The 23,919-nt window shown below is 54.0% G+C and carries 22 protein-coding genes; 12 read left to right on the top strand and 10 right to left on the bottom strand.

Annotation, left to right across the window (positions count from 1 at the left end; genetic code table 11):
• The first annotated feature begins 97 nt into the window (after window positions 1-97).
• The 5 genes from AAIE03_RS08585 (at window position 98) to AAIE03_RS08565 (ending at window position 5,163) form a co-directional block, all read left to right on the top strand.
• The gene (locus AAIE03_RS08585) at window positions 98-985 is read left to right on the top strand and encodes an SDR family oxidoreductase (protein ID WP_105078609.1); all 888 of its coding nucleotides are present in this window, start codon (window positions 98-100) and stop codon (window positions 983-985) included.
• A gap of 574 nt (window positions 986-1,559) precedes the next feature.
• Window positions 1,560-2,663 (top strand): mechanosensitive ion channel family protein, encoded by a 1,104-nt coding sequence (locus AAIE03_RS08580; protein ID WP_015700371.1) that lies wholly within the window; start codon window positions 1,560-1,562, stop codon window positions 2,661-2,663.
• Between the two features lie 172 nt (window positions 2,664-2,835).
• A complete protein-coding gene (locus AAIE03_RS08575; protein ID WP_105082494.1) occupies window positions 2,836-3,417 on the top strand; it encodes a histidine phosphatase family protein in 582 nt (193 codons plus the stop codon).
• A gap of 104 nt (window positions 3,418-3,521) precedes the next feature.
• Window positions 3,522-4,229 (top strand): alpha/beta hydrolase, encoded by a 708-nt coding sequence (locus AAIE03_RS08570; RefSeq protein ID WP_498562953.1) that lies wholly within the window; start codon window positions 3,522-3,524, stop codon window positions 4,227-4,229.
• A 106-nt stretch (window positions 4,230-4,335) separates the two neighbouring features.
• Complete coding sequence (locus tag AAIE03_RS08565) at window positions 4,336-5,163, top strand: MBL fold metallo-hydrolase (RefSeq protein ID WP_013025685.1); 828 nt, start codon at window positions 4,336-4,338, stop codon at window positions 5,161-5,163.
• A gap of 440 nt (window positions 5,164-5,603) precedes the next feature.
• Here the strand turns inward: AAIE03_RS08565 and AAIE03_RS08560 are convergent, their stop codons facing one another.
• From AAIE03_RS08560 to AAIE03_RS08540, 5 genes are all read right to left on the bottom strand, one after another.
• Window positions 5,604-5,975: a hypothetical protein gene (locus AAIE03_RS08560; RefSeq protein ID WP_234033881.1), complete on the bottom strand. Its 372-nt coding sequence runs from the start codon at window positions 5,973-5,975 to the stop codon at window positions 5,604-5,606.
• A 677-nt stretch (window positions 5,976-6,652) separates the two neighbouring features.
• Window positions 6,653-7,156: an Lrp/AsnC family transcriptional regulator gene (locus tag AAIE03_RS08555; RefSeq protein WP_014605903.1), complete on the bottom strand. Its 504-nt coding sequence runs from the start codon at window positions 7,154-7,156 to the stop codon at window positions 6,653-6,655.
• 10 nt (window positions 7,157-7,166) lie between these two features.
• Window positions 7,167-8,534: an aspartate aminotransferase family protein gene (locus AAIE03_RS08550; protein WP_498562952.1), complete on the bottom strand. Its 1,368-nt coding sequence runs from the start codon at window positions 8,532-8,534 to the stop codon at window positions 7,167-7,169.
• 14 nt (window positions 8,535-8,548) lie between these two features.
• Window positions 8,549-9,595, bottom strand: coding sequence for a phosphotransferase (locus tag AAIE03_RS08545; RefSeq protein WP_022622737.1), 1,047 nt, complete (start codon window positions 9,593-9,595; stop codon window positions 8,549-8,551).
• 34 nt (window positions 9,596-9,629) lie between these two features.
• Window positions 9,630-10,295 (bottom strand): haloacid dehalogenase type II, encoded by a 666-nt coding sequence (locus AAIE03_RS08540; protein WP_013025691.1) that lies wholly within the window; start codon window positions 10,293-10,295, stop codon window positions 9,630-9,632.
• 292 nt (window positions 10,296-10,587) lie between these two features.
• Here AAIE03_RS08540 and AAIE03_RS08535 point away from each other — a divergent pair, with 292 nt between their 5' ends.
• A complete protein-coding gene (locus AAIE03_RS08535; RefSeq protein WP_013025692.1) occupies window positions 10,588-11,070 on the top strand; it encodes a cold-shock protein in 483 nt (160 codons plus the stop codon).
• 395 nt (window positions 11,071-11,465) lie between these two features.
• Window positions 11,466-12,005: a DUF2058 domain-containing protein gene (locus AAIE03_RS08530; protein ID WP_014593642.1), complete on the top strand. Its 540-nt coding sequence runs from the start codon at window positions 11,466-11,468 to the stop codon at window positions 12,003-12,005.
• Between the two features lie 88 nt (window positions 12,006-12,093).
• Here AAIE03_RS08530 and AAIE03_RS08525 read toward each other — a convergent pair whose 3' ends face one another.
• On the bottom strand, window positions 12,094-12,684 hold the full coding sequence (locus AAIE03_RS08525; protein WP_015700364.1) for a CGNR zinc finger domain-containing protein: 591 nt from the start codon (window positions 12,682-12,684) through the stop codon (window positions 12,094-12,096).
• A 97-nt stretch (window positions 12,685-12,781) separates the two neighbouring features.
• On the opposite strand from AAIE03_RS08525, the gene AAIE03_RS08520 reads away from it, so the two are divergent.
• Complete coding sequence (locus AAIE03_RS08520; RefSeq protein ID WP_498562951.1) at window positions 12,782-13,717, top strand: alpha/beta fold hydrolase; 936 nt, start codon at window positions 12,782-12,784, stop codon at window positions 13,715-13,717.
• A 101-nt stretch (window positions 13,718-13,818) separates the two neighbouring features.
• Here the strand turns inward: AAIE03_RS08520 and AAIE03_RS08515 are convergent, their stop codons facing one another.
• Both AAIE03_RS08515 and AAIE03_RS08510 read right to left on the bottom strand, forming a co-directional pair.
• Entirely contained in the window at window positions 13,819-14,517 is a 699-nt protein-coding gene (locus tag AAIE03_RS08515) for an RluA family pseudouridine synthase (RefSeq protein WP_161611185.1), read from the bottom strand.
• Between the two features lie 142 nt (window positions 14,518-14,659).
• Window positions 14,660-15,610, bottom strand: a complete 951-nt coding sequence (locus AAIE03_RS08510) for a LysR family transcriptional regulator (RefSeq protein WP_161611184.1) — start codon at window positions 15,608-15,610, stop codon at window positions 14,660-14,662.
• 93 nt (window positions 15,611-15,703) lie between these two features.
• Here AAIE03_RS08510 and AAIE03_RS08505 point away from each other — a divergent pair, with 93 nt between their 5' ends.
• Both AAIE03_RS08505 and AAIE03_RS08500 read left to right on the top strand, forming a co-directional pair.
• On the top strand, window positions 15,704-16,426 hold the full coding sequence (locus tag AAIE03_RS08505) for an SDR family oxidoreductase (RefSeq protein ID WP_498562950.1): 723 nt from the start codon (window positions 15,704-15,706) through the stop codon (window positions 16,424-16,426).
• A 210-nt stretch (window positions 16,427-16,636) separates the two neighbouring features.
• Window positions 16,637-17,374 (top strand): hypothetical protein, encoded by a 738-nt coding sequence (locus tag AAIE03_RS08500; protein ID WP_013025699.1) that lies wholly within the window; start codon window positions 16,637-16,639, stop codon window positions 17,372-17,374.
• Window positions 17,375-17,707: 333 nt separating this feature from the next.
• Here AAIE03_RS08500 and araA read toward each other — a convergent pair whose 3' ends face one another.
• Complete coding sequence (gene araA / locus AAIE03_RS08495; RefSeq protein WP_014593649.1) at window positions 17,708-19,198, bottom strand: L-arabinose isomerase; 1,491 nt, start codon at window positions 19,196-19,198, stop codon at window positions 17,708-17,710.
• 11 nt (window positions 19,199-19,209) lie between these two features.
• Window positions 19,210-20,895: a ribulokinase gene (locus tag AAIE03_RS08490; protein ID WP_498562949.1), complete on the bottom strand. Its 1,686-nt coding sequence runs from the start codon at window positions 20,893-20,895 to the stop codon at window positions 19,210-19,212.
• Window positions 20,896-21,260: 365 nt separating this feature from the next.
• On the opposite strand from AAIE03_RS08490, the gene AAIE03_RS08485 reads away from it, so the two are divergent.
• Both AAIE03_RS08485 and araG read left to right on the top strand, forming a co-directional pair.
• Window positions 21,261-22,244, top strand: a complete 984-nt coding sequence (locus AAIE03_RS08485) for an arabinose ABC transporter substrate-binding protein (protein WP_013025702.1) — start codon at window positions 21,261-21,263, stop codon at window positions 22,242-22,244.
• Window positions 22,245-22,388: 144 nt separating this feature from the next.
• Window positions 22,389-23,909: an L-arabinose ABC transporter ATP-binding protein AraG gene (gene araG, locus AAIE03_RS08480; RefSeq protein ID WP_498562948.1), complete on the top strand. Its 1,521-nt coding sequence runs from the start codon at window positions 22,389-22,391 to the stop codon at window positions 23,907-23,909.
• Window positions 23,910-23,919 lie beyond the last annotated feature (10 nt).

Here is a 23,919-nt window from a genome sequence, read left to right as displayed (position 1 = left end):
ACAGCGACGTTCCAGCATAGAATGTATTACGCCTCCCGTCTAAATTAGCTGCATCGGGTTGTTAAATGATGGCTGATTCACAGTAAGGACGAACAGGATGCGAATTTTTCTTACCGGCGCGACGGGATTTATCGGCACCGCGGTTGCCGCTCAGCTTATTGCCTCCGGCTACCAGGTTTCAGGGCTGACCCGAAGCCAAAAAGGCGCGGAAGTGCTGGCTGCTGCGGGTGTCGAACCCTTTTTTGGCGACATTAACGACCTTCAATGCCTGCGGCGCGGCGCGTCACTAAGCGACGGGGTTATTCACACAGCGTTTAATCATGATTTTTCCACGTTTGTCGCCCAATGCGAAAAAGACAGGCTGGTGGTTGAGGCGCTGGGTGAAGCCCTGGCGGGAACGCAGCGGCCGCTGATCGTCACGTCCGCCGTCGCGCTGGGCTCAGCAGGGCCTGGCAGCCTGGCAGTTGAAAACCACGTTAACGTTGAACACCGCAATCCGCGTAAGGCGACAGAACGGGGCGCAATGGCGGTCTTAGAAAAAGGGATCAATGTTGCCGTCATCCGGCTCTCTCAGGTGCATAATCCCTTGAAACAAGGGCTAGTGACCTCATTGATTGAAACGGCCCGGCAAAAGGGCGTCTCGGCCTGGGTGGGCGAGGGTCAGAACCGCTGGTCGGCAGTACATATCAGTGATGCTGCACGGCTTTATGTCCTCGCCCTTGAAAAAAATCTGGCGGGCAGGCGCTATCATGCCGTAGCAGAAGAAGGTATTCCCCTGTGCAGCATTGCCGAAACGATTGGACAGGTGCTTGATGTGCCAGTGGTACGCATTGAGGCGAGTGAAGCATCAGCACACTTTGGCGCGTTGAGCAAATTTGTTGCAGAGGACATGTCTGCTTCGGCTGCAATCACCCGCAGGGATCTGGGCTGGAAGCCACAGGGGCCCGGCTTACTGGCTGACCTTGAGCAGGTTCGTCTGCGTTAACGGGATAACGACACTGCTCTGCCAGGTCCGCTGCACCCTAAGTGGACCTGCTCAACGTAATATGCCCTGCCAAAGCGACATCGTTCTGCCCGTCGCCCACCGCAGGCGTGAGTGATGCGCCGGGAGTATGCTTTCCCCCGGGAAAACCCCTTTTTCCACTGACGGGTAGGAGTGTTTGCCTTCTGCAAGATGACGGCTTTGCGTTTGACGTGGCGGTTGTGCGGCAATCGTGCCTGTCTCGCTCGGCAATGCTTTTGCACCGAAGCCAGGCCTTGCTGCGCTTTCGCGTATTTCCCCCGCTACCAGCAGAGCATGTCGGTTGAGTGAAACCGATGGCGATATCTTACTTGCCCGAAAGTAAATAAGTCTTATTTTCAGTCGGTTATGAACACAGCGCCGCTAAAACTGGCCGCCTTTAACGGTTTTTATCTGATTAAAGAGGCAGTGGGTCAAATTTTTCATAGACTACTATACGTAATCACGTCGTTCGCAGATAACCGAGAAAACAGCGGTTACTGATTTTAGTGACCTTTCATACAGCCTAAGGCTGTCGATTGCTTGAGAAGGGAAAATGATGTCGTTGATCTTTGATGAGTTCTCTGGGGTGCCAACCTGGGTGCCTGCGGTTTTACTGGTTATCTTTTCGTTAATTGTGGGCTTTCTGTCCCGATTTGTTCTTTTTGTGTTTATTCGCTACTGGCAAAATCGCGACAGAAAACTGTTCAAATCGCTTGAAAAGCATCTACGTGGATCCCTGTTTCTATTTATTCCCCTACTGCTCATCAATATCGGGGTGAATTATATTAATATCCCCCCAAAATCCCTGAATTTTATCACCGCCACCGCCAATATTTTTATTATCCTGTCGGTCTGCTCGGTATTAATTCGGTTGACGAATGTGGCGCAGGATATGCTCTTCATCCGTTATGACATTAATCTGTCGAATAACCTTCGCGCCCGCAAGATTCGTACGCAATTAATGTATGTCAAAAAGGTCGCCATCGTCATCCTGGTGTTATTCTGTCTGTCCATGATTCTGCTGAGCTTTCCGGGTGTGCGTAAATTTGGCACGACGATTCTGGCGGGTGCTGGCGTAGCCGGAATCATCATTGGCTTTGCACTGCAGAAGTCGCTGGTGAATCTGTTTGCCGGAATCCAAATTGCCTTCACGCAACCGATAAAAATTGACGATGCCGTGGTCGTGGAAAAAGAGTGGGGCTGGATTGAGGAGATCAATCTGACCTACGTTGTCGTGCGTATCTGGGACCTGCGCCGACTGGTTCTGCCCATTACCTACTTTACCGAAAATGCCTTTCAGAACTGGACGCGGAATAACGCGCAAATACTCGGCTCGGTTTTTCTTTACGTGGATTATTCCATGCCGCTGGAACCTCTCCGCCAGCATTTTGAAAAAGTACTCAGTGAAACGAGGCTTTGGGATCAGCAGACGCAGGTGCTCCAGGTCACCGATACCAGCGAAAAAACCATGACCATCAGGTTGTTAATGACCGCACAGAACTCTCCCACGGCCTGGGATTTACGCTGTTACGTACGTGAGAAAATGATTGAGTTTATCCAGCAACATTATCCGCAGAGTTTGCCGCATGTCAGAGCGACGCTGACCGATTCGGAGATGAACGGCCAGGAGGCCAGGTCGCAACCGGGTTCGCTTGGGTGACAGCGCACAGAATACAGATGCGCTGGACGGGGCATAAGCGCTATTGTGCCTGTGTCTGGCGCACTTGTGCAGCCAGTCTGCAGATTCATTCGTTCATCGATCGTTTATCTGTTGTTAGTGAACTGCTCTGAAATCAGGCCCTTGCTGGCGAATTTATGACTCACAGGACGTTATGATGAAGAAATTTTTGGCTTTAATGTTTGCGTGTACTGTCTTTGTCCCCTTGAGTGCTGAGGCCGACAGTACCTATGTTTTTTTTCGTCATGGCGAAAAACCCGACAATGCAAGTGGTCAACTGACCTGCAAAGGTCTTAATCGGGCCTTGAAACTTCCTGCAGTGTTGCTGAACCGCTATGGAAACCCGGATGCGCTTTACGCCTCTGCACCAAAAGAGGATAAAACAGGGAGTTCGCTGCGGCCACTCTCCACTCTGATCCCTCTGGCGGTGCAGGTTTCCAGGCCTGTAATACTGCGCTTTCACGCGGATAAACCCCGTAAACTGGTCTCTGACCTTCTCAATGAGAAACGCGTTCCGCTGACCATGATCGCCTGGGAGCATAAAAATCTGGTCATTGCTGCCCGGACACTTGTTGAAAAAACGGGCGGAGATGCGGGGCTTGTACCTGACTGGCCGTCAGCGGATTTTGATTCAATTTATGTAGTAAAAATTGACGATCGCCAGCATTTCAAATCATTTACTCAGGATGCAGAGGGGCTCAATGACGTTTCATCCCAATGTCCTGACCAGTCATAATTCACGAAGCCGGGGTTTACTGTGTGGCAGAACGGCATCCAACGCGTAAAGGTGGCGAGAGCCTGTTAATATTTTTGACAATCGGTTAAGCGGGATGCGTTTTGATGGACAAAAGTGATCTTACTGAAACGTCTCGGATCAAACATGGGGAAGAGGCGTTTGACGTCACCTTATTGCAGGTTAAGGGGGCGACGCGCTGTATCCTTTTTGCTGCGGGGCTGGGCGGCAGTCCGCTGCGCCATCTTGAACTTCTCCAGACCTTTGCCCGCCATGGCGTTTCCGTTGTCGCGCCACACTTTGAACGGTTGACCTCACCCGTGCCCACCAGAGCTGAATTACTGGAACGCTGCCAGCGGCTTGCGCGGGCTCAGAATGAATTTTGTAGCGGTTATGCGTCGGTTACCGGTGTTGGCCACTCCCTGGGTAGCGTGATTTTATTGCTGAATGCCGGGGCTGTAGCGATGACAAGCACAGGGGAATCGGTTGTTTTCGCAGGCGACCGGATGTTGCATCGACTTATTTTACTGGCACCGCCCGCCGATTTTTTCCAGGTTCCGTCTGCGCTGGCAGCGGTGAACGTACCTGTTCACATCTGGGCAGGTGAAAAGGACAGCCTGACGCCCCCGTCCCAGGCCTGCTTTCTTAAACAGGCACTGGAGGGTTACACGCAGACTTATCTCTGTGTGATGGAAGAGGCCGGGCATTTTACCTTCATGAATACCTTGCCTCCGCAGGTAACCGATTCACATCCGTCGCGAGAGGCCTTTCTTTTAGATTTGGGCGAAAACATAGCCCGGCTGGTGACTGATTAGCACAGAGGGCGGGGCGATGAGATTTTTGCAGGGATAACCTCTTCCAGCTGATACGATTCAATCATATTCATCAAAAGCATCATTTCATCCTGTCTTAGGGGCTACTGTGAAACAGAAATCGAACTATCGCGTGGGTGACTGTGACGTCTTCAAGGTTTCGGAACTTGAGGCGTCATTATCTGTGAGCATGCTGTATCCAGACCAGCAGCTGGACGGCCTTTCTCCTGAAAATATCGCGCTTTCGGTGCATAGCTGGATTGTCCGGACGCCGGATAACGTCATTGTCATTGATACAGCGAGTGGTAATGGACGTGAGCGTCCCGGCTCTCCGCTTTCCCACCAACTGGATACGCCTTATGAACAACGTTTTCGCGAGACAGGCATTGATCCCGATGAGGTGGACATCGTTTTGCTCACCCATCTGCATGGCGACCATGTTGGCTGGAATACTCATCAGGTTGAAGGCAAGTGGACGCCATTTTTCAAAAATGCGCGCTATCACTGTTCCGCTATTGGCCTGAAAAGCTGGCAAAACGATCCGGCAAGAAAAACGGTTTTAGAAGACAGCTTTAACCCGGTGATCGATGCCGGTTTACTTGAGACGTTCGATGTGAGTCAAACGCCGCATTTCGCAGAAGTGTTACGCGTTGTCCCGACGCCGGGGCACAGCCACGATCATGCGTCGATTATCCTGCACAGTGCGGGGGAATATGCCTTATTCAGCGGTGACCTGATGCATAATGAGCTTCAGGTCAGGCAGCCTCATCTGGCCTCACGCTTTTGTGCCAATGCAGAGCAGGCTGAAGTTCAACGCCGCTGGGCGATGGAATGGGCTGTCGAGAATCAGGCGCTATGGTTCAGCGCTCACTTTGCCCGAAGTTCCGCCGGTTATATCAATAAAACGGCAAACGGCTTTGAATGGCGTTTTGTCTGAGCCGGTTGGGTTATCTCACGTTGTCATCCTTGCCTGACCTCAGTGCGCCCCGCGTTGAATGGCGGTGCCGGGGCAGGCGGCATCAATCTAGGATTTCCCCACGTTCGCGCGCAACGGAGAAACGGTTCGCATGGATGCGCCCGGACGCCTGACTGTTTATTGGGGTTAACGGTGTATCTGGTGCGAGCGATCTGACCCTAAAAGGCCAGGGCGTGACCGCGACGTTCGAAAACGGACGGCTGCCTCACGTTAAGACAGGCGAACTCATGCCGCTGCCTGACGCGTGGTGGGCCTTTTTTGCCTGCCCCTGGCGCTATTTTCCCCGCCGGTTGATGTCTGCGCCGTTGCGCGCAGTTATTGATTGTCTTAAAAAGGATCGCAAGGCTTCTGCGGATTCCGGCATGCGCTTAGGTTTCGCGTCGGTGGCGGGTAGGCGAGCGCTAAGGTGCAGCAAGGTTGTCGCAGTCCGACTGTTTTCGGCACATCGTAAAACGGCGACAAAAAGAGGCCGCAACAGCGGGCATTAAGTCGTTTTTCCAGGCAATATCCAGGTCACCGACATTGTCACATGTCACACCTGCCGACACATCGCGGCAGCTGTGACGTTCGGCGGTCGTCATCGCACTTTGTAAACCGGTACTCAGATGGGATTGATAGTCATCAAGCGCATCACGAATGTCAGCCGGTGCGAGCCATTCAAGATGTTTAGCTGGGCACTGGCGAGCGAGTTCAGCCTGATAGATCTGCCAGACATTGGCAACGGGGGGCGCTGCCAGCGCAGCGGTTGTTCCTGCAAACAACAAGACAGCCATCTGATATCGCATGATCATTTTCACCGCTCAAAGCCTTAACGTTCGGCCTGGTTTATTGCGGATAATACCGCTGCATCAGGCTCATCCCTAAAGTCACCCTCAGCTACGGTCGAAAAGCCGGGGTTAACAGGGTGCAGAAAGCCGATCAGCGCCTTTACGTCAGTCTCTGCTGCGCGCTGAGCGTAAAGGGCACTATAGCACTGCACTCCCTCTTCCAACAGGGGCTCTTATCAGCCAAAAACGGCGTAGAAACCGGGCGCGGTGATCCCGTTGGCGATGCTGGCCTTAAGCCTCGTGAGACGGTGTGATGCATCGGCGTGCTGTCAGAAAAGATGCGTTGCATGGTGGTGTTTTTGGATGCTTCAAGGCGCCGTACGGCAATGTCTTTGATCGCATTACCACATGGACAGGTCGCAACGCCGTTCTGCTGCTGGCGCGCTGTTTCGCAGTGCCTGGCAGTTGGCTTACACCAGGGGCACGTGGACATACAGGATGTTTTCAAAGCCGGACCGGGAAGGGGGAACAACCGTCCAGTACAGTCGGCACCCCTCACAGAAATGTCCGCCCCTGATGAGGGGCAAATCGCGCTTTTGGCCTGAACTCGGGTCTTATCGACAGGCGGGTAACGGTCAGGCGCATTTCCTGTGATTTGACGTGCCGTCAGACTGCACAAGGCCTTACGACCAGCTTGCCTGCCCGGTTGCAATCTCGCTCAGTGGCTCTTCGCGCCACTGCCAGGGTTGCCGAAGAACGACCCGGCTGGCGAATTTGGCAATACCGATCTCATCGTCCAGCAAACGATCCATCAGGTCCTGAAACCTGTGAAGATTCGGGGCGATGATTTTCAACAGATAGTCATAGCCTCCGCTGATGTTGTAGCACTCTACAATCTCCCGGTACTTACAGGCGCCGGATTCGAATTTGATAAAATCGGACGGGTAATGACTGTTCAGGGTGATTTCGGAGAACACAACCAGGTTATTACCCAGTTTGTTCAGCGTAACCCTGGCGGCGTAACCCGAAATAATTCCGCTCTGCTCCAGGCGTCGGGTGCGCGCCAGGCAGGGACTGGGGCTGAGGCTGATCGCCTCAGCCAGTTCCACTATCGAACACCGCCCCTCGCGCTGAAGATGCTCAAGTATTCTGATATCGGTACGATCGAGGGGTTTAGTGTGCGTCATGGTCAGGTGATTACCTCAGAACAGACTGGGAAGCCCTGGCGGCCGTCGCTTCTGTCAGCGACTGATCGAGGACATCGATTATCATTCCCGCCTGATCTGCCGTCAAGACCAGCGGTGGGCGAATTTTCAGCACGTTGTGGCCCATTGCGCATGCGCTCAGCAGCACGCCTTTTTGACGCATTCTGTTCACCACCTGACTGGTCAGCCAGCGATCCGGGGTGCGCGACAGACGATCGGAAACCAGTTCCACGCCAACGAAGAGGCCGGCACCGCGAACATCACCGATCGCCTCATGCTTTTTACCCAGCGCGGTTATGCCATCAAGCAGCTGTTTGCCTACATCGCGCGCATGGGCAACCAGGCCATCCCTTTCAATGGTTTTCAGAACGGCCAGTGCGGCTGCGCAGGAAACGGTATTGCCCGCAAAAGTATTGAAATACCGTGAGCGTTGACCAAACTCCGCCAGCACATCAGCGGTGGCCAGCAGACCGGCAATCGGCTGACCGTTGCCCATCGGCTTGCCCAGCGTCACCATGTCCGGAATAACGCCGTGGCGCTGGAAGCCCCACATTGTCTCGCCTGTGCGCCCAAAGCCGGGCTGAACTTCATCGGCAATAAACACGCCACCGGCCCGCTTGATGGCTTCAACTGCACCTTTCATAAAGCCCACCGGACCAGGCAAGATGCCATCGCTGGTGAACAAGGAATCGACGATCAGCGCGGCGGGTTTGATGCCGTGACGCTGCAGGTCGGCGATTGCGCTTTCCACGTCGCGCGTGAAGCGCTCGCTAAGATCGGCTCCCTCAGCATGATAAAGCCGTGGGGCAGGAATCAGGCGCACATGGGCGCCAAGATCCACCGACGTGCCTAAAGAGGGCGAGAACTGAGACACCGCGTCCGTGATGCCGTGATAGGCCGTCTCGGTCACAATAATGCCGGTGCCCCCGGTACGAACTTTGGCAATACGGTAAGCCAGGTCATTGGCCTCACTGCCTGTGCAGGTCAGCATCAGATGCGCAAGCGCGGTTTCCGGCACGGTGGCCAGCAGGCGTTCGGCCAGTTCCAGAATGGTGTCGTGCAGGTAGCGGGTATTTGTTGCCAGCGTCTGAACCTGCTGACAGATGGCCTCGGTGACGGCAGGATGGCAGTGCCCAAGCGAGGTGACATTATTATAAATATCCAGATAGCGACGGCCCTCAGGATCGATGAGCCACACGCCTTCACCGCGCACGATATGTAAGGGATGCTCGTACATCAGGCGATAGGCTGGGCCGAGCAGCGCATCGCGCCGTTGAATCATCGCGGCGGTGACCGGCCCCACGTCGACCTGGCCGGGGATATAGGCGTTTACCATATTGAGATCTGTCGTGCTTTTCATACAATTCTCCGGTTTCAGAGTTCAGCCAGCAGTCGGTCACGTGCCGTATCGCGAGACAGATCCGCCATTAAAGACAGCGCCTCCCACGCGGCTGGATTGTGCCGCATGATATAGGCGCGATTGTGTGGATAGCGAACCGCGCGCCACTCGGTAATCAAAACGGTAATCAGATGACGGGTCGCCATCAGATCGGTCACGACCGCCTGCTCCAGATCGGTAAGCGGGAGCGTCTGGTGGTAGGCGCCGACAAACTGGGCGGCGCCGGCAAAAGGATCGACGCTGCCTGTCATCTGAAAGGCCGCCGCGGTTGCGACTTCGCCGACCAGGGGGGCATAAAGCATGTCGCCAAAATCGATAATGCCCGTAATACGATCCTGCGCCTCTGGCGCAACCATCACGTTGTAGAGATGGAAGTCGTTATGGATAACCTGCGCCCTCAGCGCCGGAAGGCGCGGCAGGATATGGGTGATAAAACGTGTCATAAATTTTTCAGCCAGCCTGCGACGGGTGGGATCCACGAGGTCTTCCAGCTTATCCATCAGGCGATGCGCGGCTGAAACGTTCCAGAGAAGATCGTGGCTGGCAGCGGGATGGCTGAATGCCTGTAAAGCCAGGTCAAGCCGGGCCAGACAGGTGCCCATCGCGCAACGCTGTGCTGGGGTTCTCTCCGTATCCTTAACCTGTATACCGTCTAGATAGGTCAGCATTCTGACGGTCGTTATTTCTCCTCCGTCAAGAGTGACGTTGTCACGCAGGGAGCCCTCTAGCGTTCGCACGACGCGCGGCGTGGACAGCCCGGGCGCGGACTCGGCGATGTGATTAAGCGCGGCAATCTGAAAATCCACGATGGACAGCGCTTCAGAGGGATTACTGATCTTTAACACATAGCGCGTGCCGTCGGCCTGCTCGATGCAACAGTTCTGATCGCGCTCACTGGCCAGCGGCAGGACGGTGCCCTCAATGCCATATTTTTCAGACACTAAAGATTGGATAGCCGGCAGCGAAAGCGCTGGCGCAGCTGTGCTGAGTGCGACCGCCTTGGGCCTCTGTTCATCAGGCATCATATTTCCTCGTTTCTCCGCACCCAGAGACGCATTAAAGACCAAGCAGGCCGGCAAGCTGGCGGAAGTCGGTGAGCCGATCAACGCCATAACCTTCTAAGGCGGGTTCATGCCCACGATCGATAAACGCTTTGGCCATAAAGCCAAGGTCGGATGCCGTCATCAGGTCATAACGGAAGCTGGAGGAGCAGTGCATCATCTGCTCGGGTCCGCAGCCCAACTGGTCAAACATGTATTCGAAAATCTGTGCACGCGGCTTATAAGCCTGAGCCGCTTCAGCGGTGTAGACCGCATGAAAAGGCGCTTTAAGATGGGCGACGCTGTGGGGAATAAGATCCACCATGGAATTCGACAAAATCACTAACGGAATATGTTGAGAGATCAATTCCAGCGTTTCCACAACGTGAGGATGTGGCTGCCAGGTCGGCACCGCGTTATAGAGAGTGAGTGCATCAGAATCGCGGTACGCCACATCATGCGCTTTACAGGCCCGCTGAATAGCGTTTTCAACGACCTGAAAAAACGGCTTCCAGTCACCCAGCACTTCATCAAGCCGGTAGAAACGGAAGCTGTCCAGAAACGCAGGCATTCGCTGTTCTGCAATCCGGTCGGCAAAAAGCCCCTTAGCGGTCGGCCCCATTTCAAAGTTTATGAGCGTTCCGTAGCAGTCGAAGCTGATAAATTTTGGCTGATAAATCATGCAATTAACCTCTTTGATTTGTTTTAAAGAAGTATATCGCTGTGACCGAACAGATAATTTCTTATTGACCCGGTAACGGAGTGGTTTTTGCTCAATTCACAGCGGAGGGCGGCATTATTCATCTGCCGCCAGCCACGCCCTCATGGTCTTCCCGACCTCTCTGCCCGTAACGCTTAGGTGCAGAGCCGAAATTTATCGGCCACACTTAGCCCAAAGACGTAGTTTGCACCCGCATTGTGTTTTACACTGCGCGCTGAAAAAATTGAGTAGATAAACGATTAGGTAGGCGGTAATGGCGATGAATGGAACAATCACAACCTGGTTTCAGGATAAAGGCTTTGGCTTTATCAAAGATGAAAACGGTGATAACCGGTATTTTCACGTGATTAAGGTCGCCAACCCTGATCTGATTAAGAAAGATGCGGCGGTGACGTTTGAACCCACCACCAACAATAAAGGGCTGTCGGCCTTTGCGGTGAAAGTCCTGCCAGAGAGCAAATACATTTTTATCGCGGGTGAGCGAATCAAGCTCACTGCCATCAAGTCTTATGTGGTCTTCAGCGAGGAAGTGCCTGCCAGCAGCCGTATCGATAAAGAAAATACGGTGCTGTCTGTGGGCATCTTGATGAACAATATCAAACCTAAATCCGCAGCCCAGGCCGATGAGATGCGTACGTTGAAAAAACTGGCCATCACCACCTTTCAGGGCGCAACCCTAATCTTCTCTGAAGATGAGATAGACATTGATGCCACGGTAAAAATGCTCAAGGTCTGACATCATCAGACCTGTCTGCCAGTGCCTCGCCTGACAGGGCGCTGGCGGCGTTTATGCCTTCTTTTTATCTCTCTTCGCGCCTTCCCGCCTGTGACTAACAGGTTTGTTATATATTCCAGTGCGCCTCTTAATGAGCTTACAGACTTCCTTCAACGTCGTCTCTGTTGCGCATAGCCGATTGTGTTAGCGAACCACCGGCTCCCTCTCAGCCAGCATCTGCAGGACGCTAACCCGGGGATGAGCGACTGACGGATACCGGACCCGACGTGGGGAACCTCACGACTTCGCGCATACAACGTCCGCTCGAGTCTTAAGTGCGCACTACATCAGCGTCTGCAATCTGCTATCGCCTCAGGTATAATCCCGCCCATTCCTCATCAGATTCAGAGAACAAGATGGCAAAACTCACCTTACAAGAGCAGCTGTTAAAAGCAGGATTAGTCACCAGTAAGAAAATGGACAAGGTCCAGAGAACGGCCAAAAAATCGCGTGTTCAGGCCCGCGAGGCGCGCGAAGCTGTAGAAGAGAACAAAAAAGCCCAGCAAGAGCGTGACAAGCAGCTCAATGAACAACAACGGCAGGCTGTGCTTTCAAAAGAGTACAAGGCGCAGGTGAAGCAGCTGATTGACATGAACAAAATCGACATTTCCCGGGGTGATATCGGTTTTAACTTCACAGATAACAACCTGATTAAAAAAATCATGGTGGATAAGCCCACCCAGGCACAACTTATCAACGGCCGTCTGGCGATCGCACGTTTGCAGGTGGATAACAGCGAAGAGAGCCATTACGCCATTATTCCCGCGAGCGTTGCTGATAAAATTGCCCAACGTGATGCCAACAGTATTGTCTTAAACAGTGCGCTGAGTCAGGAAGCCCAGGATGAAGACGATCCCTATGCCGATTTCAAAGTACCCGATGATCTGATGTGGTAATGATTGCAATCAGTCGGGATAACCGCTGAGCCTTGCTGCAAAGTGCTGCGCACTCTCGCCGCAGGGCTCGCGCCGTTTGCAGCAATAATCAAACCTGATCCGATCGCTTTCGGGATCGAAACGCCGCGACTTTCATGCGATTGCCACAGGTCGCCATGCTGCACCAGCGGCGGCGGTGCGATTTACTGAGGTCATGGAAAAGCAGGATACAGTCATGTGCTTCACACTGGCGCACGTAGGTAAAGCTGTCACTGACAACAAGCTCGACCAGTGCGTTGACCACCGGCCAAAGCAGGATGGCTATGCTTATCTCCTCGTGGCTAACCGCGATCTGGTATCGCTGCGCGTCATCATCCCACGCCAGTCGCTTCGTCGGGCGCCCGTCCTTATAGAGCCTGTTAAGAACAGTCAGATCCGCAGATAAGCCATTCATCGCAGCATCGACAAGTGCACGTGCACTGTCGCGCAGCGCCCGCGCTTCATGTAACAGCCCATCAGGTGCCTGCAAAGGCGCGCCATCCGGCAAGGTCCCTGCCATCTCCAGCCAGAGCATCACGCGTCGATCGTCGCTGAAACAGTCATGTCGCTGCTCGTCCACGCCGTATTCACTATTGATAAAGTCCAGTGCGAGGTTATCCGCCAGGAAAAGGAAGTCGTGGGTGTTGAGATCGGGATTCATAGCTGCCTGTAACTGTTAAAAACATATTTGACAGGTTAGCAAATAAGATCGTAACCTTCAAATAACAACTTTAACGGTTACATCATAAGGAAACATCATGGCGGTTTCAAAATCCATTACGACGACAGACAGTTTGCGTACGCAAGACGTTAACGATGCACAGCAACAGGATGGCGTAAAATACCGCTACGAACAGGTTGGCGACGTCAATGTGTTTTACCGCGAAGCGGGCGATCCCAACAGGCCGACAATACTGCTGTTACATGGCTTTGCGGGATCCTCATTTATGTTCAGAGACCTGATCCCGCATCTTGCCGGGCACTACCACGTGATTGCACCCGACCTGCCTGCGTTTGGCTTCACGGAATCTCCGGCACGAGGCGAATACGTTTACGCCTTCAGCCAGCTGGCAATCACTATTGAACAGTTAACGCAACAGCTTAAGCTGGAGCGCTATGCGCTGATGGTTCATGACTATGGCGCCCCCGTCGGCTGGCGGCTTGCCGTCAGTCATCCGGAACGGATTACGGCCATTATTTCTCAAAACGGTAACGCCTATGAGGAAGGACTGGGTGAGGGCTGGAAACCGATCCAGCGCTACTGGCAGGAGCCCAGCCAGGAAAACCGTGACGCGCTACGAGACTTCCCAACGCCAGCTTCGATCAAATGGCAATATCTTGAGGGCGTGCCCGATAAAAGTCGTGTCTCACCCGATGGTTACACGCTTGAGTGTTTGCACATTCTTCGGCCGGGTAACGCGGAGATTCAACTCGATTTGCTGCTGGATTACGCATCAAACGTGGCGCTGTATCCGGCGTTTCAGAACTACTTCCGTCAGTTTCAGCCCCCCTTGCTGGCGGTGTGGGGGAAAAACGATCCTTTCTTCCTGCCGGCTGGTGCCGAGGCGTGGAAACGGGATCTGCCCGATGCGGAGATTCGCTTCTATGATACCGGACACTTTGCGCTGGAAACGCACGGCCTGGCGATCGCTGCGGCTATTACCGACTTTCTGAACAACCTGCACCTTAAGTAAACTGGTGCCGTGAGCCGTGACAACAAGAGGCGTTTGCGGGCTGGAGCGGCCCGGCACAACAATGTCAGCCGTGTTCCTGGCGCCCATGTGAAGGCGTTGCGTTAAAACGGGCTGGGGCTGACGATGTGAAAGGGCTCACCGGTAACGGGATGAATAAACTGCAGTTCACTGGCATGAAGCATTAACCTTGGCGTCTGTTCCGTGCCCGGCAGCAAAAGCCCCCCGTAGAGGTCACAGCCTAAAATCGGATGGCCCAGCAGTTGGCAGTGAATACGTAACTGATGAGTGCGACCGGTTTCTGGGATCAGCGTCACGCGCGTCAGGGGAATTACACTGGCGTCATCCCGTTTAAAGTTAAAACGCTCAACAACCCGATAACGGGAACGGGCAGGCTTGCCCCATTCGGCGCAAATAGACATCCGTGGAAACCGGGCTGGGTCTTTCGCGATTGGAGCATCAATGATGCCTTCTTCATCCGGTAAATGTCCGCACAGCAGGGCGCTGTAGTGCTTAGCCACCGTGCGCGCGCTGAATTGCTGGCTGAGCGCCGCGTTAATGGTTTTGTTACGTGCCACAACCATCAACCCGGAGGTGCCAAAATCCAGCCGGTGCACCAGTGTGCAGCCGGGGAAGATCGTCACCAGGCGATAGTGTACCGAGTCCAGGTTTTGGGGGTTTTTGCCTGACAGGCTCAACAGCCCACTGGGCTTGTCGATCAGCACCAGATGGTCGTCCTGATAGAGAATGCGTATCTCCTCATGGCACGGCGGGGCAATAAAAGTATCAACGATCGTAGACATCAGTGGGCCTGAGGCGTGAACAGGCGCTGATGATAACGAATTTTCACCCCCCAGGCGAATGGGGCGCTATAAGCGTCAGCCCGGAAAGGAAAAAAGTCTGATACCGGCTTGCAAGATCGCGAGTCTCTGTGTCGACCCGGTATCACATCGCGCTATTCATCTGGTTTTTACCCTGCTCCCGGCGGCAAACGGCGACGATCGTATCACGAAGCCAGCGGTGCACCGGGTCCGCGTGCAGTCTTGGATGCCAGATAGCCAGCACCTTTATCACCGGTGTAGCCACAGGCAGGTCGAAATGCACCAGGTCGGCGCGCCGATTGGGCCCGACCAGCGCGGATGACGGTACCAGCCCAATGAGGTCTGTCTGGCAAACAATATTGATGGCGCTGCTGTAAGTCGGAACGGACATCAGAATGTCCCGGCGCAGTTGAAGCGCATCAAGCGCGGCGTCAACAGGCCCAGAGCGGGCATTATTTCTGGACATGACGATATGCGAAAAGCTGGCATAGCGCTCTGCCGTCACGCCTGGGTTATCCAGCAGCGGATGATCGCGTCGGCAGATGCCCACAAAGTGGTCGCTGAATAGCAGCCTGGTTTTGAGTTCCGGCGCATCCGTACCCAGCACACCAATTTCAAGATCAATCTTGCCTTCACGCAACGCCTGCGGCGCTTTATCTGATTTATTGACGAAAATGAGTCGTAGCCTGGGCGCGGTCTGGCGAAGCTCGTTAAGCAGCGCGGCGGCGGTTAAATCGATAAATCCTTCATTCGCCCGTATAACGATGCTGCGCGCGGTTGTAGAAAGATCGAGGCGTTTATCTGCGGGGCGCAGCAGGGCGAACGCGTCCATAGTCGTCTCATGGACGCGCGTGGCCAGTTCAGTGGCATAGGGCGTTGGTACCATATTATGCCCGGCCTGAACCAGAAGCGGATCGCCGGTCGCCAGGCGTAAGCGGCCTAATGTGCGGCTCATGGCTGAGGTACTGAGCCCCAACCGTTTCGCTGCGCGTGTCACGCTGCACTCTGTCAGCAAAGCATCCAGCGCAGTGAGTAAATTCAGATCAATATCAGGCATAGAGTCAGACCCTTGCATCAGACGCAATCTATTATTGCATCCTGTGCGTCTGGCTCAACTGTTCTTTGCGCATTAAAGTCGTTATTTCCGCAACCAGCAGGAGTAACTCTTATGACGCTTCAATCATCTCAGGCCGACAAGCCCAAAATGTTATTAATAGGTGCCTCACGAGGTATCGGGTTGGCCATGACCAGTGAGCTGCTCAGCCGCGGCTGGGAAGTGACGGCAACGGTGCGTAACAGCCATCCCGAGGCTATGCAGGATTTGTCTGCACGTTATCCGCATGCACTTACCATTGAACAACTGGACATCAACGATACCGATCAAATCGCTCAGCTTAAATCGCGGTTGCAGCATCGTTGCTATGACGCGCTTTTTGTGAATGCCGGCACGGCGAATCCCAACCAGAGTGAGACGATTGGAGAGGTCAGTACCGAAGATTTTATTCACGTCATGGTAACGAATGCGCTTTCGCCAATGCGGGTTGTTGAAACCTGTCAGGATCGGGTCAGAGCCAACGGACTGATTGGCGTCATGTCATCCGGTCAAGGTAGCGTGGGGGATAATGTGAAAGGGGGAAGAGAAGTGTATCGCGGCTCTAAAGCCGCGCTGAATCAATATATGCGAAGCTATGCGGCACGGCAGGCGCGCTCTCATCCGGACCGGGCTTTATTACTGCTGGCACCGGGCTGGATTCGCACGGCTCTGGGCGGTGAACAGGGGGCCTTTAGCCTTGAGGAAACCCTGCCTGATATCGTGAACGTCATCGAGCACAAGCGGGGCCGACCGGGGCTGGAGTATCTGGATCGCTTTGGCAAGCCGGTGACGTGGTAAACCGTCATTCAGTGATGGAAAGGGTGATATTCAGGCCTCTTCTGTGAGGGCATCCGTGGGCACTGCTGAACCACAGGTGCCCGTCAGCTGCCTGAAGGTTCCCGCGCACCATCATGCTTAACCGACACTAAGCCATGAGTATTCATCAAAAATTAATGAAAAAATCCTAAAGCTTTTTCCCTTTTACCCGTTATAGAAGCTGGAATCCGGTTGGAAATCCTTAAAGAGACAATCGGAAACAAGGGCTTTTTACGTAAAGGGAATGCGATAAATATGAGCAAGTTATTAATAACGGGTACGTTGTCATTAGTCTTTCTGGTGGGATGCGCAGGTAAAAATAATGCTCAGGTCGTTAAGGCCGATAACGGCAGCACGCTGACTGTTGAGACGATTTATGCGCCAGTGGATATGAATAACAATCATTACTCAGACGTAAAACTGCGCGAAGTCACACCGGTGAGTACCGGTGCGGGTGTGGGCATGTCTGTGCTAACGGCAGTGTTAGGTGGGGGAATCAGCACCGGCTCCTTTGACAAAAACAGTTATAAAGGCACCTCTGTTGATGCGCTGCCCGAACCTACGGCGCACTATTTTACCCCAAAAGCCGTAGTGAAAATAAAAAGCTGGCTCGATAAAAATGGCAACGGATATGCTTATACACAGCCGCTGTTCATTGCCGCGGCGCAATGGTCACTGGTTTATAGCGATATGTCGGCTAATAACAGCAACTACGATTTAACTTACCGCGTGCTGTTCTATAAACGTCCGGAAGGCGGCAATATTCTCAGCGCCTATGTAGTATCAGAGTGTGCACCGAAACCGGCGACAGCACCGCTCAGTGACTGGAAGGCCAACAATTACGCAAAAGTGACCCAGGAAACGCAAAAGATGATGGATGCCTGTGTTCTTGAGCTTGATAATCAACTGCCACGTTTATTGAAAAAATAAATGCCAGATCTGCCTGCCGCTGTTACGTGGCAGGCAATGAGTGATCCAGGCCTGTGCCTTTTGTACAAAGAACGTCTTGCCCGTATGTTAATTTCTGCTGCCAGATAACCCTTTTGCATCAGCCTACTGACTGCACAGAAACAGGCTCGAATTGACGCAGAACCTCATAACGAGACAGAGACGAAAGAAGAGCAAAGCCGTGACTCAAGGCATACTGATCCGATTGTATTACCTCAGGTGATTCACGGTTTACCGCCTGAGTTGATAAGGTCGGCGGCAAGCCATAAAAAAAACGGGCCAGCAAGCTGGCCCGCACGTATCGGCTTATCCGTCTTAACGCTTCATATGGTAGTAAGCATCGTTCCAGCGCAGGGCATCCTTAAACGCAGGCAACTGGGTATGTTCGTCAATCACCAGCACCTCAATGCCGTGCATCTCACCGTACAGATACATATCATCCAGGCTCAGTGCCTGACTGAACACGGTATGGTGAGCGCCGCCCGCCAGGATCCAGGCTTCAGAGGCCGTTGCCAGCGATGGCTGAGCTTTCCACAGCGCACGGGCCACGGGCAGTTTTGGCAGAGGTTTGGGCTGCTCAATGGCGTCCACTACGTTCACCAGCAGACGGAAGCGGTCACCCATATCGATCACGCTGGCATTGATGGCACGGCCTGCCGGTGTTGAGAAGATCAGTCGTGCCGGATCGGCTTTGTTGCCAATGCCCAGGAACTGAACGTCAATCAGCGGCTTCTCTTCCAGCGCGATGGACGGGCACACCTCCAGCATATGTGAACCCAGTACTAAATCGTTGCCCGGTGAGAAGTGGTAAGTGTAATCCTCCATAAAGGAGGTTCCGCCGGGACGATCGCCCGCCAGCACTTTGAAAATGCGCAGCAGGGCGGCCGTTTTCCAGTCGCCTTCGCCTGCAAAACCATAGCCCTGGCCCATCAGGCGCTGTACCGCCAGGCCGGGTAGCTGGGTCATGCCATGCAGCGTCTGGAAGTTGGTGGTGAATGCCATACAGCCTTCATCGTCCAGAAAACGCTTAAGGCCCAGCTCAATGCGCGCGGCATCCAGAACGTTTTGCCGCTTTTCACCGCCGACGGCGGCGACATCGGTAAAGCGGTACTGGCTCTCATACTCATCGACCAGTGCATTAACATCGCCATCGCTGACGCCGTTAATCACTTCGACCAAATCGCCCACGCCCCAGCCATTGACGGCATAGCCAAATTTGATTTGTGCCGCGACCTTATCGCCTTCCGTTACGGCCACTTCACGCATGTTATCGCCGAAACGGGCCACTTTCAGGTGCTGACTGGCCTGTTTGGCCAGCGCGGCGCGCATCCAGTTGGCCACGCGCTGTTGGCTGTGTTTATCCTGCCAGTGGCCGGTCACCACGCTGTGCTGCAGGCCCATACGTGCGCCGATAAAGCCAAACTCACGACCGCCGTGAGCGGTCTGGTTCAGGTTCATGAAGTCCATGTCCATGCTGTCCCACGGAATTTCGGCATTGAACTGGGTATGAAACTGCAATAACGGTTTCGTTAATACGTTTAAACCGCCGATCCACATTTTGGCCGGCGAAAAAGTATGAAGCCAGGTAATGATGCCCACACAGTTTTGATCGTGACTGGCGTCACGGCACAGCGACAGCGCTTCATCTGGCGATTTCACCAGCGGTTTGAGTGCCAGGCGCACAGGCAGCCCCGCCTGATTCAGACCTTCCACCACCTGACGGGCATTCTGCTCAACCTGACGTAACGTTTCCGCTCCGTAGAGGTGCTGTGTACCAATGACAAACCACACGTTGAACTGTTGCATAAACCACTCCTTTACTTAGCGGAAGCGGAACGTGCGGCATAATGAGGTTCTGCCGTCACGCACCATTGTTGATAGCGTTGATAAAGTTCCTGATAGCGCGCGACGCGCTGCGGATCGGGCTGCAGCGTGACGTCAATCGGGCTGGCCATCACCTTCTGTGCCTGCTCGACGTCGCGGTGAACACCGGCGGCCACGGCGGCGAAGATGGCGGCGCCCAGGGCGCAGCATTCATCTGAAGAGACGATATCCAGCGGGCGATTCATCACGTCGCAGCAGGCCTGCATAATGGCGGGAGACTTACGGGCAATGCCGCCCAGGGTCAAAATGTTCTCAACCGGAATATCCTGCTGCTCGAAGCACTCCATGATGGCGCGGGCGCCAAATGCGGTCGCCGCAATCAGGCCGCCAAACAGGGCAGGCGCATCGGTGCCGAGATTAAGATCGGTGATCACACCTTTAAGGCGCTGATTGGCGTTCGGTGTGCGGCGGCCATTGAACCAGTCCAGCACCACCGGCAAATGATCCAATTGCGGATTGGCGGCCCAGGCGTCAGTCAGGTTTTTGATCAGCGACTTTTGCATCTCTGCCAGTTGCGGTTTTAGTTCAGGATGGTGCTGCGCCGCCTGCTGTAACGGCCAGCCGAGCAGGCGACTGAACCAGGCATAAATATCGCCAAACGCCGACTGTCCGGCTTCCAGACCCATTGCGCCCGGCACCACGCTGCCATCGACCTGTCCGCAAATGCCTTTGATCGCGCGGTCGCCCACCTTCTCAGTATCCGCAATCAGAATGTCGCAGGTGGAGGTGCCAATCACTTTCACCAGCGTGTAGGGCCGTGCGCCTGCGCCCACTGCACCCATATGACAGTCAAAGGCACCGCCTGAAATCGTCACCTTCTGGGATAATCCCAGGCGCTGTGACCACTCGGGACTCAACGTGCCCACCGGCAAATCCGCGGTCCAGGTGTCTTTAAACAGGGGAGAGTCAAGCTGCTGAGTAAGATGGGGATCGAGCGCATTCAGAAATTCCACATCCGGCAAGCCGTTCCAGTCGCCGTGCCACAGTGCTTTATGACCTGCGGCGCAGCGTCCACGGCGCAGTTTTTCTGGGGCAACGGTATCGCTGAGCAATGCCGGTACCCAGTCGCACAGTTCAATCCAGGAGACTGCGGCCTCGCGCACCGCTGCATCGTGACGCGTCACGTGAAGGATTTTTGCCCAGAACCATTCAGAAGAGTAAATGCCGCCAATGTAACGGCTGTAGTCGGTAAAGCGGCCGCTACGGCACAGCTGATTGATCTCTTCGGCTTCTTCAATTGCCGTATGATCTTTCCACAGCACAAACATCGCGTTTGGATTTTCAGCAAACTCAGGCCGCAGCGCCAGAACCTTGCCGTCACGGTCAACAGGCGCGGGTGTGGAGCCGGTACTGTCAACGCCGATACCGACGACGGCAGCGCGTTGTTCTTCACTCAACGCATTTAACACCTCGAGCATGGCCTGCTCCATGGCATCAATATAGTCTTGTGGATGGTGACGGAAGCGGTTGCTGTGAGGATCGCTGTAAAGGCCTTGCTGCCAGCGTGCATAGTTTGCCACGGCACTTTGCAGCTCCTGACCAGAGTGACAATCCACCGCCAGCGCACGCACCGAATCACTACCAAAGTCCAGTCCCAGGGTGATGGCTTCAGTACGCATTTGAATCTCCTGTTATGAATAAACCTCCTTATCCTGTGATGTGTAAGAAATAACGGTTAGTCACGGCTGGCTGAGAATATGCACTTTTCTGCCATCAGCAGTGAAATTGTGATCCATTGCAAAAGTTAAGAGACGGTTAAATTCGCTGAATATATGGATCATTCTGTCGTGATTTTAAGATGTGATACCGCTCTACATTTTTCTTCTCCATTCCCGCTAAAAATAGGCCAACGTTTAAGCAGGCTACCATCGCGGCTCGCGCTAACGTCCTGATTTACTTCTGTACCCCTAAAAGAAAGTTAACTGGTAGCGTTTACACCAATTCGTTTTTAACAGCGATAAAACAACTAGCGCCGGAGAGCATCATGCATAAATTCACTAAAGCGTTGGCAGCCATTGGGCTGGCAGCGGTTATGTCACAATCAGCTATCGCCGAGACCATGAAGCTGGGTTTTCTGGTCAAGCAACCCGAGGAGCCGTGGTTCCAGACGGAATGGAAATTTGCCGATAAGGCCGGAAAAGATCTGGGCTTTGAGGTCATCAAAATTGCCGTTCCGGACGGCGAGAAAACCCTCAATGCGATAGACAGCCTTGCGGCAAGCGGCGCGAAAGGTTTTGTTATCTGTACACCGGATCCCAAGCTGGGCTCGGCCATTATGGCAAAAGCACGGGGCTACGGACTGAAAGTGATTGCGGTGGATGACCAGTTCGTCAACGCCAAAGGCAAACCCATGGATAGCGTGCCGTTAGTAATGATGGCGGCGACCAAGATTGGTGAGCGTCAGGGTCAGGAACTCTATAAAGAAATGCAAAAACGCGGCTGGGACGCAAAAGACACGGCGGTGATGGCGATTACGGCGAACGAGCTGGATACCGCCCGTCGTCGTACCGGGGGTTCGATGGATGCGCTAAAAGCTGCAGGATTCCCGGAAAAACAGATCTACCAGGTGCCGACCAAGTCCAATGATATCCCTGGTGCATTCGATGCGGGTAACTCTCTGCTGGTTCAGCACCCGGAAGTGAAACACTGGTTGATTGTCGGCATGAACGACAACACCGTGCTGGGCGGCGTGCGCGCAACCGAAGGACAGGGCTTTAAAGCCGCTGACGTCATCGGTATCGGTATTAACGGTGTGGATGCGGTGAGTGAACTGTCGAAGGCCAACGCAACCGGCTTCTATGGATCTCTGCTGCCAAGCCCGGATATCCACGGTTATAAGAGCAGCCAGATGCTCTACAACTGGGTGAGCAAAGGTCAGGAACCGCCGAAATTCACTGAAGTCACCGACGTGGTGTTAATCACCCGCGACAACTTTAAAGCCGAGCTGGCGAAGAAAGGGTTGATGTAACAGCAGGCTGCTGAGGCAGCACAGGTAAAGTCATTATCGGGCCACAGAGAAAGCAGGGGGTTTACAGCGTTACCCAATGGGGTAACAGGATAAATCCTTAACTGCCGGTGGCCCGAATCATCAACGCCATTTTTTGGAGAAACCATGAACACTGATTCAGCCTTTCTGTCGTTTCATGGCATCAGTAAAACCTTTCCCGGCGTCAAAGCGTTACAGGACATCTCTTTTGAGTGCCACGGTGGTCAGGTGCATGCGCTGATGGGAGAAAACGGTGCCGGTAAATCGACACTGCTTAAAATCCTCAGTGGTAGCTATCTGCCGAGCGGCGGTGAAATTCGTATCAAAGGAAAGCCGGTTAATTTTCAGCACACCACTGACGCGCTGGACGCGGGCGTGGCGATTATCTACCAGGAACTGCATTTAGTCCCCGAAATGAGCGTGGCAGAAAATATTTATCTCGGTCAGTTGCCGCACAAGCACGGGCTGGTCAACCGAAAACTGCTGCGTTACGAAGCCGGACTGCAACTGAAAAACTTAGGCATGGACGTTGATCCCGACATGCCGCTGAAATACCTGTCTCTGGGGCAATGGCAGATGGTGGAAATTGCCAAAGCGCTGGCGCGCAATGCGCGCATCATCGCGTTTGATGAGCCCACCAGTTCACTGTCTGCACGGGAAATCGATAACCTGTTCCGGGTTATCCGTCAGCTGCGTGCAGAAGGGCGCGTGGTGCTCTACGTTTCGCATCGTATGGAAGAGATCTTTGCCCTCAGCGACGCCATCACCGTTTTTAAAGATGGCCGCTATGTTCGAACCTTTACCGACATGGCCAACACGCATCACGACGATCTGGTTCAGGCGATGGTCGGGCGTAATCTGGGCGACATTTATGGATATTCGCTGCGTGAAAAAGGCGCCGTGCGGCTCGAACTGCAGAATGTGGAAGCGAAGGGCGTCAGAACGCCGATTTCGCTCAATGTGCACGCGGGCGAAATTGTTGGCTTATTTGGCCTGGTTGGCGCAGGGCGCAGCGAGCTGCTGAAAGGGCTGTTTGGCGCAACACGACTGCGTGGCGGTCAGGTGCTGCTGGATGGCACACCGCTGAAGCTCAGCGCCCCAATCGATGCTATCCGTGCTGGCGTGATGCTCTGCCCGGAAGATCGCAAAGCCGAAGGCATCATTCCGGTACATTCGGTCCGCGACAATATCAACATCAGCGCCCGTCGCCATAACCTGACCGCCGGATGCCTGATTAAAAACGGCTGGGAAGCCACGAACGCTGACCGTCATATTCGTTCGCTCAACATCAAAACCCCGAGTGCCGATCAGCTGATCATGAACCTCTCTGGCGGCAACCAGCAAAAAGCCATTCTGGGGCGCTGGCTGTCAGAGGAGATGAAAGTGATCCTGCTGGATGAGCCCACGCGCGGCATTGACGTTGGGGCCAAGCACGAAATTTATAACCTGATTTATGCGCTGGCAAACAAGGGCATTGCGGTGCTGTTTGCTTCCAGCGATCTTCCGGAAGTGATGGGCCTTGCTGACCGCATTGTGGTCATGCGTGAAGGGGCTATCGCCGGAGAAATACTGCATGACGAGGCTACGGAGCAGCAGACGCTGAGCCTGGCTATGCCTAAAACGACACAAGCGGCCGCCGTGGCCTGACAGGAGAGTA

The organism is Pantoea sp. Ae19-2 (assembly GCF_059801205.1).
Note: the sequence above shows the minus strand (reverse complement) of the source record. Positions and strands in the feature narration are given on the sequence as shown.